This window comes from Billgrantia pellis (assembly GCF_008297955.1).
In the GTDB taxonomy this organism is placed as follows: domain Bacteria; phylum Pseudomonadota; class Gammaproteobacteria; order Pseudomonadales; family Halomonadaceae; genus Halomonas; species Halomonas pellis.
In genome coordinates, this window is record NZ_VTPY01000008.1 from 190,645 (window position 1) to 206,604 (window position 15,960).

The following is a 15,960-nucleotide window of genomic DNA, read 5'->3' on the forward strand; positions in this document are numbered from 1 at the left end:
ACTATGCTCCGCTATCGTTCGAAACGGATATCGCTTGGCTGATTGGCGCCCCCTCAAACTTGCGGATCTGGACTGGCAGAGCAAAGGGTAGCGACACAGTAGCCATGCGCACGTAGCCCTTGCTGGTAATACGCTCGACGTCAGCCGCAATGTCCCGAAAGGCACGCTTGTGCTCAAGTTCCTTTACTTCGCGATCATCGTCGAGATGAGTGACGATGAAGTTCTCAGTGTTCTTCATCAGATCTGGGGACAGCGTCGAGATAGACTGCGTCGCATAGACCATCGAGATATGGAACTTGGCGCCTTCCTTCGCGAGCTTGTTATAGACGTCGGTATCGACTTCCTTGTCAGATTTTGGAAACAGGTTGTGGGCCTCCTCGAAGTAGAGAACGACAAACCGGTTGCCGAGCTTGTTCTCGTTGAAGAGCTGCATTTGAGAGGTCAGAAGCGACTTGGAGACCCGGTCAGCAAGGGCTTTCCTTACACGCTCATCTCCCATCGACAGGTCAACGAAGACAGTCATTCCCTTCTGAGCAGACTCAACGATTTCCTTGAAGACATCAGAGCCCTGGACCGAGTGGTACGGTTTGAACCTTGAAAACTTTCTGGCACCAGTCCCAACGGTACCCGACAGGATCTTCAGCAGGCCTTCCTCCGTAGTGCTGAAATATGGCTCACCCGTCGTCTTCGACGCAGGAAAGAGATTAGGGTTTTCCTGCAGGAGCTGATAGACCTTCTTCAGCAAGGCGGGAACCACAGCAATTGGCTGCTTCTCCGACATTTTTCCGCCATTCGTCGTAAGAGATGGACCAAGATGTTGGTCTGCCATAAGACGATCTTTCACGGCCCCCGGGAAATTGATATACACATTCATGCTTGGAGGTGTCTGGAACCCGGCCTCTTTTAGTATGCCGTACCAGATCGACATGGTCCGCCAATAATGGGCGTACCCGCTCCTATCTGTCGCCTGATTAGGGCTAGCAGCAAGCGGAAGAGGCTCCCAACCTTGGGCTGGCACTATGTAGTCAGGGACCCGTCCCAACTCTCCTTCCCAGAGGCTGAAAATGATGCTGTGGCCAACATCGGGCTGCTCGTAGAAGTTCACCAGCAAGCTCTCCGGCTCCTGTAGCCCCTGAGCATGCTCCTTGGGATGGGCTCGAGGCTTCAGGCTGAAGCGTCGACACCGCCCAGCATAGCGAATGGCCAGGCAGCCATGGTCCTGCTCGTTCCAATAGGTGTACTCGCCGCTCGGATCGAAAATGATCTGTCCAGCTGCGTTGCGTGCAAGGATCGTATCCGCAACCACTTTCATGGTATTGGACTTGCCGAACCGTGTCTTACCGAAGAGTGCCGTGCGGTGACCATAGCTCTTACCGACAAAATCGGAAGGGTCGACTTTCACCGGCACTGCATTTTTTTCTACCACTGGCGGGGTTTCGGTGTAGCGCAGGTCGCCGATCTCAAGCGGGTTAGGATCTTCACTGAAGGCATTCACCAGAACTTCCAGGTGCTCACTGCTCGGCACGTAAACTTCGTAGTAATGCGGCGAAAAGAATGTGTCGACGTCGAGGCCAAAGCGAATCTCGGCCTTGCCACTGTCCACATCCTTGTCATAGTAGGTTCCGACGATCTTCCCTTTCAGGGCAGACCACTGAAATTCTTTATTGGTAATCGGGTCAACGGCCGCCTGAGCTTTGTGAATCTGGAAGATTGCTTGTTGCACATCGGCGTCGACCGGGGTCGGAATGCTCTCAGTGATGCGCACCATGATTAGCCGGTCACAAGATGCTGACTCTGCATCGCTAACCATTGCTGGAGACAGGCGGATCAGGACAAGTGAATTGCGAGGAACGCCACCACACTGGCGTTTCCAAGGGTCACAGGTGACGATCTTGACCTCCTCGTACGAGAGGTGGAGCACGAAGCCGAGCAAGCGCTCGGGCATGTGGGGCGCTGGCAAGTCAAGATCCGAAACGTAATGCCGCGCAATCTGTGCTACCGGGCCCTCAGCGGACACGATATTCGCTGTGTCGGGTGCTCCATCAGAACTAGTTACGAGTTCATCCAAATGAGTCGACGTATGTGTGTTCATTGTTATCTACTGTCCCTATCGGAGCGTACTACCCGCATGGGAGAATGAATGTCTCAGTCTCCCCCCGCAGTGACTGGTGGGTGCTGCACCCTCTCACCAGACGCGACGCAGTGGTTTCATCCAGGGGGAACCCCCTGGGCGCTTAATCGCTTCTGCGCTACTGCAAATTACGTATCATGTTTGCCAACCATATTAGACTTCACTCAGCCTATCCAGCTTCTCCACCAAATCCTCCGCCCTCAGGTGCGTATACCGCCTCAGCATCTGCATGGACTTGTGACCACTGATTGCGGCGACCTCCTGGTCAGAAAGCCCTGCTTCTACTAATCGGCTGACCGCCTCATGTCTTAAGTCGTGGAAGCGAAAATCAATGAGCCCAGCCTTCTTTTTCGCCTGGTTCCAGAGCTTGGTGTAGGCGTAGGGGCCGCGCTTTCCATACTTTCCAGGCTCACCAAAGAACACCAGATCACAGTCAAGCGGGCGCACCGGGTTGTTCAGCGCCTGCTTGAACACCTCCATGGCGGCCTGAGTCAGCGGCACCAGGCGGGCTTCGTTGTTCTTGGTGTCTGTGAGGCGCACCACGCGGCGTTTCACGTCGACCTGGGAGCGAGTGAGGGTCAGGATCTCTGAGGAGCGCATGCCCGTCTCTAGGGCGATTCTGGCAATCCAGGCCAGCATGGGGTTGCTGTGCTGCCGTAGCACGGCGAACAGGCGCTTCTCCTCGTCGGGGCTCAGGCGCCTGTCGCGGCCTTCTCCAGGGCTGGGTTTGCGGATGTTCTGGACGGGGTTGTAGGTCAGGCCGAGGCCCCATTCCTGGATGGCCACGGTGTAGAGATGGCCAAGCAGAGCGAGCTCCAGCCGCACGGTATTGGCGCTGATGGGCTGCCCCCGGCGCCCCAGGCTGTTGAGCCGCGTGTCGCGGAAGTTGGCGATCAGTTCCGGCGTCAGGGCCGCGAGGGAGTACTTGCCCAGGTGCTCGATCAGCGTGTTGGCCTTGTGGCGTTCGCTCTTTTGGGTGCTGGGCTTCTTGGTGGGGGTGACGTCGGCCAGATAGCGCTTGAGTGCCGCTTCCAGCGTCATCCGCTCCGAGGCGCTGCGCTGGATGTAGACGCCACGCACCATTTCGTCTTCGGTGCGGCGTGCCCAGTCCTGGGCGTCACGCTTGGTGCGGAAGGTCTTGGCGGTGGTGGGCCAGCCGGTCTTGCGGATGACGGCTTTCCAGCTGCCGGCAGGGGTCTTGACGATGGTGGCCATGAAAAACTCCAGGGGGCTGAAGGATCGGCACTGTACCGAAACTGTACCCTTGGACTATGGGACTCACCACAGAAAATTCTTAAATGGCTGATTTGAATGGTGGGCCCAGCTGGACTCGAACCAGCGACCAAGGGATTATGAGTCCCCTGCTCTAACCAACTGAGCTATAGGCCCTGCATTGCGCCGCCGTATGATAGCGAAAGCTGAAGGGCGAGACCAGAGGCTCGCAGGTTGGATGTGTCGCGACTCGTTGCTCGGGCCGGGCACTTACCCGCGTTTGGCGTGTCTCGGGAAGAGTGCCCATCGCCAGGAGACGCTCGGCCCATGAAACGCCTTTTCTCATCTTTATCACTGACTGCCCTGGGCGCCTCCGCCCTGCTGTTCGCCCTGCCGATAGGGGCCTGGGAACTCGAGCCGGAGCGCTCGCGGGTGTCGGCCACGGTGATGCAGATTACCCCCGACGGCCCCATGCCCCGCCAGCACGAGGTGCGTCGGTTGGTCGGCAGTGCCGATGAAGACGGCACCCTGCGCCTGCCGCTGAGTCTCAACCAGAGCGACGTGGTCGAGCGGCTCGGGCCGTTGCCACCATGGCTTTCGGGCCTGACCCAACGCCCCCTGGCCACGCTGACGACCCGGTTCCCGCCGGAGCGGCTGGAACGCCTGGTGGTGGGCGATTCGCTGGTAGAAACCCTGAGGCTGAAGGTGCAATCGGGCAATGCCGTGCGCGAGGAGTCGCTTCCCGTCCGCTTTACCAAGACGGCGGAAAATCAGGTGCACGTCACCAATGCCGAGCGCGTGGCGCTGGACGGCCAGACGCTGATGGCCGACCCCACTCTTCGCTCGGTGCTGCTGTTGCTCGGCTACGAGCAGATCGGTGACGAGGTGCCGGTCACGCTCGACGCGCTGCTGGTTCAACCAGAAGACTCATAATCTTTTTGTGGCAACGTCACCCCTACTCAGACAATCGCCTCGCCCTCCTCCAGCGCCCCGGTCTGCACCTTCCACTGGGCGGCGTAGCGGCCGCCCTTCTCGAGCAGTTCGCCGTGGGTGCCACGTTCGGCAACCCGACCACCTTCGATCACCACGATCTGGTCGGCATGCACGATGGTAGAGAGCCGGTGAGCGATCATGATGACCGTGCGACCGTGGCCGATTTTCGCCAGCGAGCGCTGGATGGCCGCCTCGGTCTCGTTGTCCACGGCGCTGGTGGCCTCATCGAGCACCAGGATCGGCGGATCCTTGAGCAGCGCCCTCGCCAGCGAGAGGCGCTGGCGCTGGCCGCCGGAGAGTCGCACGCCGCGCTCCCCCACCTGGGTGTCGAGCCCTTGGGGTAGTGCCTGGATGAATTCCCACGCCTCGGCGGTGCGTGCCGCCGCGACCACTTCCGCCTCGCTCGCCTCCGGTCGGCCGTAGGCGATGTTGTCGCGCACCGTGCCCTCGAAGAGATAGACGTCCTGGCTCACCAGGCCGATGGCCTGACGCAGGGAGTGCAGGCTCACCTCGGCGATCGGCTGGCCGTCGATGCGGACCTGCCCGGCCTCGGGGTCGTAGAAGCGCAGCAGCAGCTTCATCAGGGTCGACTTGCCGGACCCGGTGGCTCCCACCAGCGCCAGGGTGTTGCCGGCGGGTACCGTCAGGCTCACCCCATCGACGCCCACGGCACTGGCGTCGTAATGAAAGCTCACGTCCTCGAAGCTCACCTCGCCGCGTACCGGACCGGCGAGCGGCCGGTCGCTCCGATCACGCACGGTGATCGGCACCGCCAGCAGGTCGAGGATGCGCCGGGTACTGGCCATGGCGCGCTCGAACAGGTCGATCACCTCGGCCAGCCCCGTAAGCGGCCACAGCAGGCGCTGGGTGAGGAACACCAGTACGCCGTAGGCGCCGACGTTGAGGTCGCCGCGCAGCGCCATCATGCCGCCCACCGTGAAGGTGGCGAGAAAGCCGGCCAGGATCGCCATGCGAATCACCGGAATGAACGCCGAGCTGACGCGAATGGCGCGGCGGTTGGCCTCCACGTAGGCCTCGCTGACCTGACGCAGGCGCTCGGCCTCGCGCGCCTCGCTGGTGAAGCTCTTGATGGTGGCGATGCCGGAGAGATTGTTGGAGAGCCGGCTGGCGAGATCGCCCACTTTCTCGCGCACGTCGGCGTAGAGCGGCCCCGCCTTGCGCTGGAAGTAGAAGGCGCCCCAGACGATCAGCGGGATCGGAGTGAAAGCGAGCAGCGCGATCAGCGGCGAGATGAAGAAGAACACGGCCCCTACCGCAACCACGGTCACGCCGACCTGCACCAGCGAATTGGCGCCGCCGTCGAGGAAACGCTCGAGCTGGTTCACGTCGTCGTTCATGGTCGCCACGAGCTGCCCCGAGCTCTTCGACTCGAAGTAGGCCATGTCGAGGCGCTGGGCGTGCTCGTAGGTGTCCAGGCGCATATCGGCCTGCAGGCGCTGGGCCAGGTTGCGCCACAGGACCTGGTAGAGGTATTCGAACAGCGACTCGCCGGCCCAGATGAAGAAGGTCAGCACCGCCAGGACGAATATCTGCTCCTGAGCGGTCTCGAAGCCCGCCCGGGCGACGAAGCTGCGCTCCTGGTTGACCACCACGTCGATCGCCACGCCGATGAGGATCTCGGGGGCGATATCGAAGAGCTTGTTGATGATCGAGCAGGTCGTCGCCGCGACGATACGGCGGCGATAGCCACGTGCGTAGCGCAGCAGGCGCACCAGTGCCTGGAAACTGTTGGCGGAAGCGTTGGCTGACATATGAGGATTCCTTTCGAACAAGTGTCGCAGCTTACCGGGTCAGGCCGCGGACACCAAGGCGAAGCCGGGCCGCCCGAGGTTATCGGGGGCCCGGCTCGAGTCGTGCTGTTCCGCCAGCAAGCTTGATCAGAAGGCCACGTTAAGACTCAACCACAGGCGACGACCGTCCTCCACGTAGCCGTATTCGTCATAGGTAATCGCTTCGTCGAAGAGATTGTAGATCCCGGCATTGACCTTGGTGGTGGGCGTCAGTTGGAAGCCGATGCCGGCATCCACAAAGGTGTAGGACGGCGCCACGATGTCGCTTTGGGAAGGGCCGGTGTTGGGCTGGCTCTCCTCGCCGCGATAGGTCACCTTGGTCCACTGGCGGAGACGGGCCGACACCTGCCAGTCGAGCGACAGCGAGGCCTGGTGCCGGGGCAACTGGGTCAGCGGCTCGCCCTTGTACTCGCCGCTCTTCTGCTCGGAGTCGGTGAAGGTGTAGCTGCCGGTCAAGTCGAGCGCATCGCCCAGCGGCGTGGTCAACGAAAGCTCGACGCCTCGGGTCACCGCTTCGTCGACGTTGATCCGATACGTGGGGTCGCTGCCGAACTGGTTGGGTCCAGCGTCGCAGATATCGATGGGACACGCCACGCGGGTGATCTTGTCCTTGAAATCGTTGTGGAACAGAGTCATGCCACCGTTCAGGCCGCTGGCATCGCCATACAGCAGAGCCAACTCCTTGTTGAGCGAGGTCTCCGGTTCGAGATCCGGGTTACCGTAGACGTCGCCGCCGCGGCTGACCTGGCCCCAGTCCGTGGTGATCTCGCGTAGGTTGGGTGAGCGGAAGCCGGTCGAGACACCGCCCTTGAGGGTCCATTCGGGCGACAGATTCCATACGCTATAGAGGCGCGGACTGACATGGCTGCCATAGTTCTCGTCGTCGTCCAGACGCACCCCGCCGGTCAGCGACCAGACTGGGGTCAGCCACCATTCATCCTCGGCGAACAATGCCCATTGGCTATTCTCCACGTGGGAGCGCTCGGAGATCTGATTGGTGGTGGCGTCGTCGAGCGATTCCTCTTCGTAGTCCGCCCCCAGGGTCAGCATATGGTCGCCCAACGGAAGCACGATGCTGGTCCGGGCCGTGGTATTGGTGATCTCGATCTCACGCGCCCGGTTCTCGCTCACTTCGCGCTGCAGGTAGGTTTCGCTGGTGCCCACGCGCCAGCGGCCGGTGTGGGAAAACGCGAGCTGCTCGTGAGTGTATTCGCCGAAACTGTCGGAACAGCCGCCGCGACAGCCCTCGGTCGGTGCCGTCCGGCCCATCAGCGAGCGGCGCTCCTGTTGGGTACGCCCGGCCTCGAGGGCGATGTCGTGGCTGTCGTTCGGCGTGAAGGTCAGGCGCCCGGTCAGGCTCTGCAACTGCTTGTCCTCGTAGCCGTTGAGGATGTCGTCCTCGTCGCGCTGCGAGGCGCGGCCATAGAGCTGTAGCCCCAGGCGGTCCTGCACCAGCGGACCGCTGAGGTAGAAATTGCCCTGGCGACTGTCGCCGGAATCGTCACTCAGCTGCAGCACCGTGTCGAGTTGTACCTCACCATGCCACGACTGCGCGACCTTACGCGTAATGACGTTGATGACCCCACCGATGGCATCGGAGCCGTACAGCGTCGACATGGGGCCACGGATCACCTCGATGCGCTCGATCGAGGCAAGCGGTGGCATCCAGTCCTGCTCGAAGCCGGCACTGCCGTTGGGGCGCGTCTCGCGGGTATTGCGCACGCGGCCATCGACCATCATCAGCGTGTACTGGGAGGGCATGCCGCGAATGGTGATATCGGCGCCGTTATCCCCCGCCCCGCCACCGGTCACGATCACGCCCGGCACATCGCGCAGGGCATCGGTCACGTCCTGATAGTGGCGAGCCTGCAACTGCTCGCGAGTGATCACGCTGATCGAAGCGGGGGCATTTTGCTGCTGTTGCTCAAAGCCCGCCGCGGTCACCACGACGGTACCAAGCTGCTGGGCTTCCTGTGCGAAGCTCGCGGTGGCGGCGAAGGAGAACAGGGTGCCGACGACAAGGGGGCGGCAGGACGGGGGCGCTACGAGGCGATGCGACAACACGGGGTTCTCCTCTCACTCGACAACAATGATAATGAATCTCATTGTTACACGAGACATGACCTCATGTTCGGAACGGTGCGTTGCGCTTCAGGCAACGACGCGACCGGTTGCTTCCACGACCCTGGATTCAGGACAATACCCGTTCACCTCATCAAGGAAGTGCGATGCTCGCCGAACTCTTCGCCGTCATGGCGCCGGTGCTGTCAGGCGCCGGGCTCGGTTTCACCTGGATCCGCCTGGGTCATCCTTATCCCGTCGAGTTCGTCACCCGCCTGGTTTTCAACATCGGCACCCCGGCTCTGGTGCTGGCTTCGCTGGCCGGCGCCGAGATCGATGCCGGCAGCTTCGGGCGCACCATGTTGGCCACCGCGCTGGTGATCCTCAGCATGGCCGCCGCCACCTTCGTCGTGTCTCGCCTGTTACGTCGCGATTGGCGCGTCCTGCTGGCCCCCATGATGTATCCCAACACCGGCAACATGGGGCTTCCCGTGGTGCTGTACGCCTTCGGCAGCGCCGGTTTCGCCTATGGCATCACCGTGATGGTCACCGTTTCGCTGTTCCAGTTCACCCTCGGCGCCATCATGGCCAGCAGCGGCACCCCTCTTCGCACCCTGGTCAGAACCCCAACGGTTTACGCTATCCTGATAGCGTTGATCCTGCTGCTGACCGAGACCGAGCTGCCGCTCTGGCTGGCCAACAGCGTCGACCTGATCTCCGGTTTCACCGTACCGCTGATGCTGATCACACTGGGTGTGTCACTGGCCAGCATTCAGGTAAAGAATCTACGGTCGGGAATCGGCTTCAGTCTGCTGCGCACGCCGGTGGCGGTGCTACTGGCATGGGGGATTGGGGCCTTGCTGGACCTGCCCCCCCTGGCGCACGGCATTCTCATCCTGCAGATGAGCATGCCAGTCGCCGTGTTCAACTATTTGTTCGCGCAGCGCGCCAGGCGGGAACCGGCGTATGTCGCCAGCCTGGTCTTCTGTTCGACGCTGTTGGCATTGATCTATCTACCGGTCCTGCTGGCCGTGTTGATGTAGCATTGACTGATGCAGCGTGAGCTGAAGTCGCGAGGGTTCGAGCGCACCGGCGGGTGACAGGAACACCCCGACCGCAAGCGGGTCACAACCTGGGGCGGATCGCAAAGCAAGGGAGGAGCAAATGGACGTTGCAAGCAAGCGGCTGGCGGTGTCGCTGCCGGCTCGTGTCGCCTGGGTCGTGGCAGGTCTCGGCGGTTCGTCTACCGGCGCCTACTCGGCGGAGATAGTGGAAGAACGCATTGCCACCGAGCATCTCGACCTGCGCCTGGAGCGCATCGCCTCCGGGTTGGAACACCCTTGGTCCATGGCGATGCTGCCCGATGGCCGCTTTCTGGTCAGCGAGCGTCCCGGCCGGCTGGCCCTGGTCGGCCCCAATGGCGACCTGACCCATCTGGAGGGCGTTCCCGAGGTCAGTGCCCAGACGCAGGGAGGGCTGCTCGATGTCAGCCTTCATCCCCGCTATGGCGATGGCGAACACGACTGGATCTACTTCACCTGGAGCAAGCCCGGCGATGACGGCACCGCCACGGCCCTGAGCCGTGCCCGGCTCGGTGACGGTCGGCTGGAAGACGTTGAGACGCTGTTCGAGCAGAACCGCTATTTCGATCCGGGCCGTCATTACGGTTCACGCCTCACCTGGCTGCAGGACGGCACTCTGGCGATGAGCATCGGCGACCGCGGCGACAGCGAGCGCGCCCAGCACGGCGGGGACCACGCCGGCAGCGTGCTGCGTCTGAACGATGACGGCGAAGTGCCGGACGACAACCCTTTCGTCGACGACGATGCCGTTGCCGATGAAATCTATTCCATGGGCAACCGAAACCCCCAGGGATTGACGGTCGCCAGCGACGGCATCCTCTGGGCGACGGAACACGGCCCTCGCACCGGCGACGAACTCAACCGCATCGAGCCCGGAGAGAACTACGGCTGGCCGGAAGTCTCGTTGGGATTCGCCTATTCGAGCGACCGACGCATGGGACGCGACAGCGCACCGGGCATGCGCGATCCCGCCTACGTGTTCGAGGGCCGTTTCGCTCCTTCCGGCTTGACTCAGATCACTTCCACGGCTTTCACGGGCTGGCAGGGCGACCTGCTGGCGGGCGGGTTGCGGAGCGAACGGCTCCTGCGCCTGATTCTCGACGAGGGCCGGGTAGTCGATAGCGAAGTCATCCTGGAAGGAGGCATTGGCCGCATACGCGATGTTCGGCAAGGCCGGGACGACGCCATTTACCTGCTCAGCGACGATTCCCAGGGCAGCCTCTATCGGCTGAGTCCGATGCCATGAACCAGGGGCGGCGCCGGCCTGCCCGGCGCCGCTACCGTCAAACGCCGTCCGCGAGCTGCCATGCGCCTACGCAACCTGATACTCACGACCGTCATCGCTCCGCTGTTCCTCGTGCTGCTGGTCTTCAGCCTGGTCGCCATCAAGTCGCTCGAGGACAACGTGCGCTCCCGGCTGGAGCGGGAGGTGCAGGTCATCACCAATGTGATCGGCACCACCCTGAGCCATGCGCTGACCCGCAACGCCACCGAGCCGCTGGAGGAGTCGCTCTACTCCGCCTTCTCTTTTCACCGGATCTACGGCGCATACGTCTTCGACGCTCAGGGCCGCGAGATCTACGGCCTCGGACTCGGACAGGCGCTGTTCAGCCCCGAGACCATTCGCGAGGTGGCCGAACATGGCGAGATGCGCGCCGCTTATCGGGAGCATGACGGCTGGCACTATTACTCGGCCTTGAAGCCACTCACCTCGGCGACCGGCGAGGTGCAGGGTGTACTCCAGGTCAACCGGCTCAATACCGGCATCGAGAAATACACCGGTTTTCTCAGCCTGTTGGCACTGCTCGCCTTCGTCGTCGCGGCCGCCGGTATCGTATTGGGAATCTGGTGGGGATTCCGTCGCCATATCGAGCGGCCGCTGGAACGCCTGCTTGCCGTCATGCAGCGCGTCGAGGCCGGCGACCGCGGCCAGCGGGCCGAGGCACAGGGCCCCCAGGAATACGAACGCCTGGCCGTAGCGCTCAATGGCATGCTCGACGCCATGGCCGAGAAGGATGCGGACATCGAAGCGCGCCGGCGCAAGGAGATCGAGTTGGAAAAGCGGTTGCGCAAGTCCAAGAAACTGGCCGAGCTGGGTGTGCTGGCCGCCGGAGTGGCGCACGAGATCGGCGCACCGCTCACCGTGATCAATGGTCAGGCCCAGCGCCTGGCCCGTCGCGACACGCTCAGTGACGACGATCGCGCCAGGCTGGGGCGGATCCGAGGCGAAGTGGAACGCATCGTTGAAATCGTACGCCAGTTGATGGAGCTGGGGCGACGCCACAATGTGGAGAAGGAGCCCCTGGACCTGCACGAGCTCCTGGAGACCGCACGCGAGCTGGTCGAAGAGGATCTCGAGCAACGCGCCATTCGCGTGGAGCTCGACCTGCCCTCCTCGGCCTCGCCACTGTTGGCCAACGGTCAGCAGTTGATACAGGTGCTGACCAATCTCATGCGCAATGCCGCTCAGGCCGAGGGGGTCGGTCGGGTACGGATCCGGGCTCGCGAAAGCGAGGGTTGGCTGTCGCTGTGGGTGGAAGACGACGGCTCGGGTATCAGCGATGCGGACAAACCAAAGGTCTTTGATCCTTTTTTCACCACCAAGCCCGTGGGCCAGGGCAGCGGCCTTGGGCTATCCATGGTTCACCGAATCATCAACGATCACGGCGGTACCGTTGGGGTGTTCGACAGCGAGCTGGGCGGTGCCGGCTTCGAAATCGGACTCCCCCTACGAGATACCGACGAAGGAGGGACTGCCACGTGACAGGAAGCCACTTTGACTCATTGCCGATATTGATCGTCGAGGATGATGCCGCCATTCTGGAGCTGCTGGAGGAGGAGCTTCAGGAAGCCGGATATCGAACCTTGGGAACCAGCAGCGCTGAGGATGCCGTCGCCACGCTGAGCCATAGCGAAGTCTCCCTGATCATCAGCGATGTTCGCTTGCCTGGCATGAGCGGCATGCAGCTGCTGGAGCAATTGCGCAGCGAAGGCAATCATGTGGGGTTCATCGTCATCACCGCCTTCGGCACCATCGACCAGGCGGTCGAAGCCCTCAAGATCGGCGCCGACGATTTTTTAACCAAGCCGCTGGATCTGGAGGGAGTGAGAGAGGCGGTCTTTCGAGTCCTGGAGAACCGCCGCCTGGCCGAACGCTTCCAGCAGGCGTCGCCGACCGGCCACTTCCATGGCATCGTCGGTAGGAGCGAAGTCATGCAGGCGCTGTTCCACGATGCAGCAAGGCTCGCCAAGAGCGACGCCCCGATACTGATTCTGGGCGAGAGCGGTACCGGCAAGGAGCTTCTGGCCCGCGCCATTCATGCCGAGAGCCCCCGCGCCAAGCATCCCTTCGTGGCCATCAACTGCGCCAGCATTCCCTCCGAATTGATGGAAAGCGAATTCTTCGGCCACGTGAAGGGCGCCTTTACCGGTGCCAGCGAATCGCGCCAGGGGCTGTTCCAGGCTGCTAACGGCGGCAGCCTGTTCCTCGACGAAATCGGTGAGATGTCCCCGGGATTGCAGGCCAAGCTGCTGCGCGCCCTGCAGGAGAAAAGGGTCAAGGCGGTGGGGGCCGAGAAGGAAGAAGCGGTCGATGTTCGTATCATCGCCGCGACGCATCGCGACCTGGAACAGGAGATTGAAAGCGGTAACTTTCGTAGCGACCTCTTCTATCGGCTGGAGACCTTCTCGCTGCGGATCCCGCCACTGCGTGAACGACAGGGTGACATCGAGCGGCTGATCTCGGCCATGATCGATAAGCACGCCGGCAGCCAGGGGAAGAGCATTGAACGCATCGAACCGACGGCGCTCCAGGCCCTGCTCGACTATTCCTATCCCGGCAACGTTCGCGAACTGGAGAACGCCATCATGCGCGCCGTGACCCTTGCAGAGGACGGTTTGCTCAGTCATGCCGACCTGCCCGAACGCATCCGTCAGCATGGTCAGGAACAACGAAGCATGCCCCGCCCGACCGAGGGCAACGCCATGGTCGCGCCGACGCAGCAGAGCTGGCCAAGCCTGGAGGAGGTCGAAAAGCGCTACATTCAGAAAGTGCTGGAAGCGACAGGAGGCAACAAGCGTCGTACCGCCGATATCCTGGGTATCGCCAGGCGTACGCTATACCGACGCCTCGAGGAGGATTGAGTCGTGCACCGCTTCGCTCTCTGCTACGAACCCCATGGGCACGAAAAAAGCCCCCGTGGGAGCGTGGGGGCCAAGTACGCCATGCAATTCACTAACGGAGCAAGGGGGAGGGTGGCGGCCGCCAGCGAATTGCCGCGTCATGCCAAGAGTGCGCTTCCTTGCGCGACGATTCACTGGCCCCGGTTGGCCGGGGCCAGCGGACGACGAGTTACGACTCGCCGTTATCTTCTTCCGGATAATCCCACTCTTCTTCCTCGTTCTCGTACTCTTCGCCCGGCATGGGCTCGGGGCTATCACCAAAACCGGGTTCGCCGTCAGCCTCCGCTCCCGGGGTGCCCGGCTGTGGCTCGGCGCCGGGCGAGAAGGCGCCCTCTTCGTCTGTCGTAGCGTCTAAGCCGGGTGCAGCCGGATCATTGGAGCCCGGAGTGGCCTCGTGACCCGGCGCTGCTTCAGTCTCGGCTTCGGAACCGCTGCCAGGCTGGGTAGCCCCCGGGGCAGTCTCCATCCCTTGCGAAGTATCGGCCCCCGGTGAATTCTGCACACCGCCTGTATCGTCTGCCGGATCAAGGGCGTCATCGGTAGTACCATCGGTAGTACCGTTCATGCCGGGTGCGGTAGTCCCGGGGGCAGTCTCCATCCCTTGAGAAGTGTCGGCACCCGGTGAATTCTGAACACCGCCTGTATCGGCTGCCGGATCAAGGGAATCATCGGTAGCACCGTTCACGCCAGGCGACGCTTCGGGCATGGTCTCCGACGTGTTCGACTCGTACTGATACTCGTCCTGCTGCGTCTGCTGGGCCAGGACCAACGGGCTGGCGGTCAGCCCCATGGTCACACCAAGTACACCAAGCGTCTTCAGAAATTCCTTGGACATCATAAGTTCCACCTCCTGGGGTTCTCGTCTTGCGACGAATGTAGCGGGCTTCCTGCCCTCGCCTGTCGCCGCCTCGCGGCGACAGCGTCAGATCGATCAAAGCGGATCAGTTACCGCTCTGCTCCGCATCTTCCTCGTCGGTCAATGCACCCGTATCCGACGCACTGCCTTCCTCATCGCCTTCCATGGTGTTCTGCTGACCTTCCGGTACCGGCTCCTGCTCGGCTTCGGGGAGCGACTCCTCCTGTTCGGTCAGTGCGTCCCCTTCCGGGGCCTCTTCAACACCGCTAACGGGCTCAGCCGCACCATCGCCGCTCGCCGTGCCGGTCTGGTCGATGCCAGGGTCGGTTGTCGCATCTTCCATGGGCGACGTTTGCTCTTCCGTGACGGGCCGCTCTTCTTCCACTGGGGGAAGGTCCTCTTCGTCATCGCCGCATCCGGCAAGCGACAACGTACCCAGCGCAAGAGCCACTGCAGAGGCCAGAACCGTCAGCCTCCGTGCCGAACCGGAATGTGCATGCTTATCATGGCTCATGTGGAGTCTCCCTGTAGGTGATTCATCCTTTCCTTTATCCCACAGCATAGCCTGTGCCAGCTCCGAGAGTAGAAGAAAAAAATATTTCCTAACAGGAACTTATACTGATGATGCAAACAGAATAGGGAGACGGGATTCGCGGGTTTGACGTGGTGCAATCTGACACATGGGCCGCTCTGCCACAGCATTTCAGCACCGGCTCCGGCCAGAAAGACACAGGGAGGCATGCCTGATGTTCCCCTGCGACAGGGCCCCTGTCGAAGCTAACCTGGACTGACTCCCCGCAGGCGCTCACTGCGTCGACGCAATAGCTCCAGCGTTGTCAGCAGCAGCATCGAGAGCAGGACCAGCAGGGTGGCCACGGCCAGAATCGTCGGGCTGATCTGTTCGCGGATGCCCGACCACATCTGTATCGGCATGGTGCGCTGCTCAGGCCCGGCCAGGAACAGTACCACCACCACCTCGTCGAAGGAGGTAATGAAGGCGAACAGCGCCCCGGAAACGACGCCGGGCGTCACCAGCGGCAGCACGACCTTGAAGAAGGTACGCGCGGGGTTGGCGCCCAAGCTGTGGGCAGCCCGGATCAGGGTGGTGTCGAAGCTTGACAATGTGGCGGTCACGGTAATCACCACGAAGGGAATACCGAGCACCGTATGGGCCAGCACCACGCCCAGGTAGGTCTGGGCCAGATTGACCTTGGAGAAGAAAAAGAACATGGCCGCGGCGGAAATGATCAGCGGCACGATCATGGGCGAGATCAGCAGCGCCATGATCGCGCTGCGTGCCGGCATGTGACGGCTCGACAGCCCCAGAGCCGCTACGGTCCCCAGTATCGTGGCCAGAATGGTCGAGGCAATGCCGACGATGAAGCTGTTCTTGATCGCGTTGAGCCAGGCGCTCGAGGTGAAGAAGTCTTCATACCAGCGCAGCGAATACCCGGCCGGATCGAGCGCCAGCATCTCCTGGGAAAAGGTGAAATAAGGCTGGGCATTGAACGATAGCGGAATGATGACCAGCAGCGGCCCCACCAGAAACAGGAAAATGAGCGCGCATAGGCCGAGGAAGACGTAGTGCCAGATGCGTTCGCCGCGGGTGGCGTAGGAGGGTGTGGCCATCGG

General features: G+C 62.1%; 12 protein-coding genes and 1 tRNA gene. 5 read left to right on the forward strand and 8 right to left on the reverse strand.

What is annotated here, in order from left to right; genetic code table 11:
- Position 1: 1 nt before the first annotated feature.
- The 3 genes from F0A17_RS19535 to F0A17_RS19545 form a co-directional block, all read right to left on the reverse strand.
- The gene (locus F0A17_RS19535; protein ID WP_187774747.1) at positions 2 to 1,945 is read right to left on the reverse strand and encodes an ATP-binding protein; all 1,944 of its coding nucleotides are present in this window, start codon (positions 1,943 to 1,945) and stop codon (positions 2 to 4) included.
- A 339-nt stretch (positions 1,946 to 2,284) separates the two neighbouring features.
- On the reverse strand, positions 2,285 to 3,346 hold the full coding sequence (locus F0A17_RS19540) for a tyrosine-type recombinase/integrase (protein ID WP_149330040.1): 1,062 nt from the start codon (positions 3,344 to 3,346) through the stop codon (positions 2,285 to 2,287).
- A 97-nt stretch (positions 3,347 to 3,443) separates the two neighbouring features.
- Positions 3,444 to 3,520, reverse strand: a tRNA-Ile gene (locus tag F0A17_RS19545).
- 150 nt (positions 3,521 to 3,670) lie between these two features.
- Here F0A17_RS19545 and F0A17_RS19550 point away from each other — a divergent pair.
- Positions 3,671 to 4,276, forward strand: a complete 606-nt coding sequence (locus tag F0A17_RS19550) for a hypothetical protein (RefSeq protein WP_149330041.1) — start codon at positions 3,671 to 3,673, stop codon at positions 4,274 to 4,276.
- Between the two features lie 26 nt (positions 4,277 to 4,302).
- On the opposite strand, the gene F0A17_RS19555 is transcribed toward F0A17_RS19550, so the two are convergent.
- A complete protein-coding gene (locus F0A17_RS19555; RefSeq protein WP_149330042.1) occupies positions 4,303 to 6,108 on the reverse strand; it encodes an ABC transporter ATP-binding protein in 1,806 nt (601 codons plus the stop codon).
- A 126-nt stretch (positions 6,109 to 6,234) separates the two neighbouring features.
- Positions 6,235 to 8,154: a ligand-gated channel protein gene (locus F0A17_RS19560; protein ID WP_149330074.1), complete on the reverse strand. Its 1,920-nt coding sequence runs from the start codon at positions 8,152 to 8,154 to the stop codon at positions 6,235 to 6,237.
- Positions 8,155 to 8,375: 221 nt separating this feature from the next.
- Between F0A17_RS19560 and F0A17_RS19565 the strand changes: the two genes are divergently transcribed.
- From F0A17_RS19565 to F0A17_RS19580, 4 genes are all read left to right on the forward strand, one after another.
- Positions 8,376 to 9,251, forward strand: a complete 876-nt coding sequence (locus F0A17_RS19565; protein ID WP_149330043.1) for an AEC family transporter — start codon at positions 8,376 to 8,378, stop codon at positions 9,249 to 9,251.
- 121 nt (positions 9,252 to 9,372) lie between these two features.
- Positions 9,373 to 10,536: a PQQ-dependent sugar dehydrogenase gene (locus F0A17_RS19570; protein WP_149330044.1), complete on the forward strand. Its 1,164-nt coding sequence runs from the start codon at positions 9,373 to 9,375 to the stop codon at positions 10,534 to 10,536.
- Between the two features lie 60 nt (positions 10,537 to 10,596).
- Entirely contained in the window at positions 10,597 to 12,054 is a 1,458-nt protein-coding gene (locus F0A17_RS19575) for a sensor histidine kinase (protein WP_149330045.1), read from the forward strand.
- A complete protein-coding gene (locus tag F0A17_RS19580; protein ID WP_149330046.1) occupies positions 12,051 to 13,433 on the forward strand; it encodes a sigma-54-dependent transcriptional regulator in 1,383 nt (460 codons plus the stop codon). The genes F0A17_RS19575 and F0A17_RS19580 overlap by 4 nt, the downstream gene beginning before the upstream one ends.
- A gap of 208 nt (positions 13,434 to 13,641) precedes the next feature.
- Here the strand turns inward: F0A17_RS19580 and F0A17_RS19585 are convergent, their stop codons facing one another.
- The 3 genes from F0A17_RS19585 to F0A17_RS19595 form a co-directional block, all read right to left on the reverse strand.
- Complete coding sequence (locus tag F0A17_RS19585; RefSeq protein ID WP_149330047.1) at positions 13,642 to 14,310, reverse strand: hypothetical protein; 669 nt, start codon at positions 14,308 to 14,310, stop codon at positions 13,642 to 13,644.
- Between the two features lie 103 nt (positions 14,311 to 14,413).
- Complete coding sequence (locus F0A17_RS19590; RefSeq protein ID WP_149330048.1) at positions 14,414 to 14,842, reverse strand: hypothetical protein; 429 nt, start codon at positions 14,840 to 14,842, stop codon at positions 14,414 to 14,416.
- Positions 14,843 to 15,105: 263 nt separating this feature from the next.
- Entirely contained in the window at positions 15,106 to 15,957 is an 852-nt protein-coding gene (locus F0A17_RS19595; RefSeq protein ID WP_149330049.1) for an ABC transporter permease, read from the reverse strand.
- Positions 15,958 to 15,960: the final 3 nt, after the last annotated feature.

Excerpts from the sequence above, each read along its gene's own strand:
- F0A17_RS19565 (WP_149330043.1), top strand. The coding sequence starts at position 8,376 with ATGCTCGCCGAACTCTTCGCCGTCATGGCGCCGGTGCTGTCAGGCGCC.
- F0A17_RS19570 (WP_149330044.1), top strand. The coding sequence starts at position 9,373 with ATGGACGTTGCAAGCAAGCGGCTGGCGGTGTCGCTGCCGGCTCGTGTC.
- F0A17_RS19550 (WP_149330041.1), top strand. The coding sequence starts at position 3,671 with ATGAAACGCCTTTTCTCATCTTTATCACTGACTGCCCTGGGCGCCTCC.
- F0A17_RS19595 (WP_149330049.1), bottom strand. The coding sequence starts at position 15,957 with ATGGCCACACCCTCCTACGCCACCCGCGGCGAACGCATCTGGCACTAC.
- F0A17_RS19555 (WP_149330042.1), bottom strand. The coding sequence starts at position 6,108 with ATGTCAGCCAACGCTTCCGCCAACAGTTTCCAGGCACTGGTGCGCCTG.
- F0A17_RS19575 (WP_149330045.1), top strand. The coding sequence starts at position 10,597 with ATGCGCCTACGCAACCTGATACTCACGACCGTCATCGCTCCGCTGTTC.
- F0A17_RS19535 (WP_187774747.1), bottom strand. The coding sequence starts at position 1,945 with ATGCCCGAGCGCTTGCTCGGCTTCGTGCTCCACCTCTCGTACGAGGAG.
- F0A17_RS19585 (WP_149330047.1), bottom strand. The coding sequence starts at position 14,310 with ATGATGTCCAAGGAATTTCTGAAGACGCTTGGTGTACTTGGTGTGACC.
- F0A17_RS19590 (WP_149330048.1), bottom strand. The coding sequence starts at position 14,842 with ATGAGCCATGATAAGCATGCACATTCCGGTTCGGCACGGAGGCTGACG.
- F0A17_RS19540 (WP_149330040.1), bottom strand. The coding sequence starts at position 3,346 with ATGGCCACCATCGTCAAGACCCCTGCCGGCAGCTGGAAAGCCGTCATC.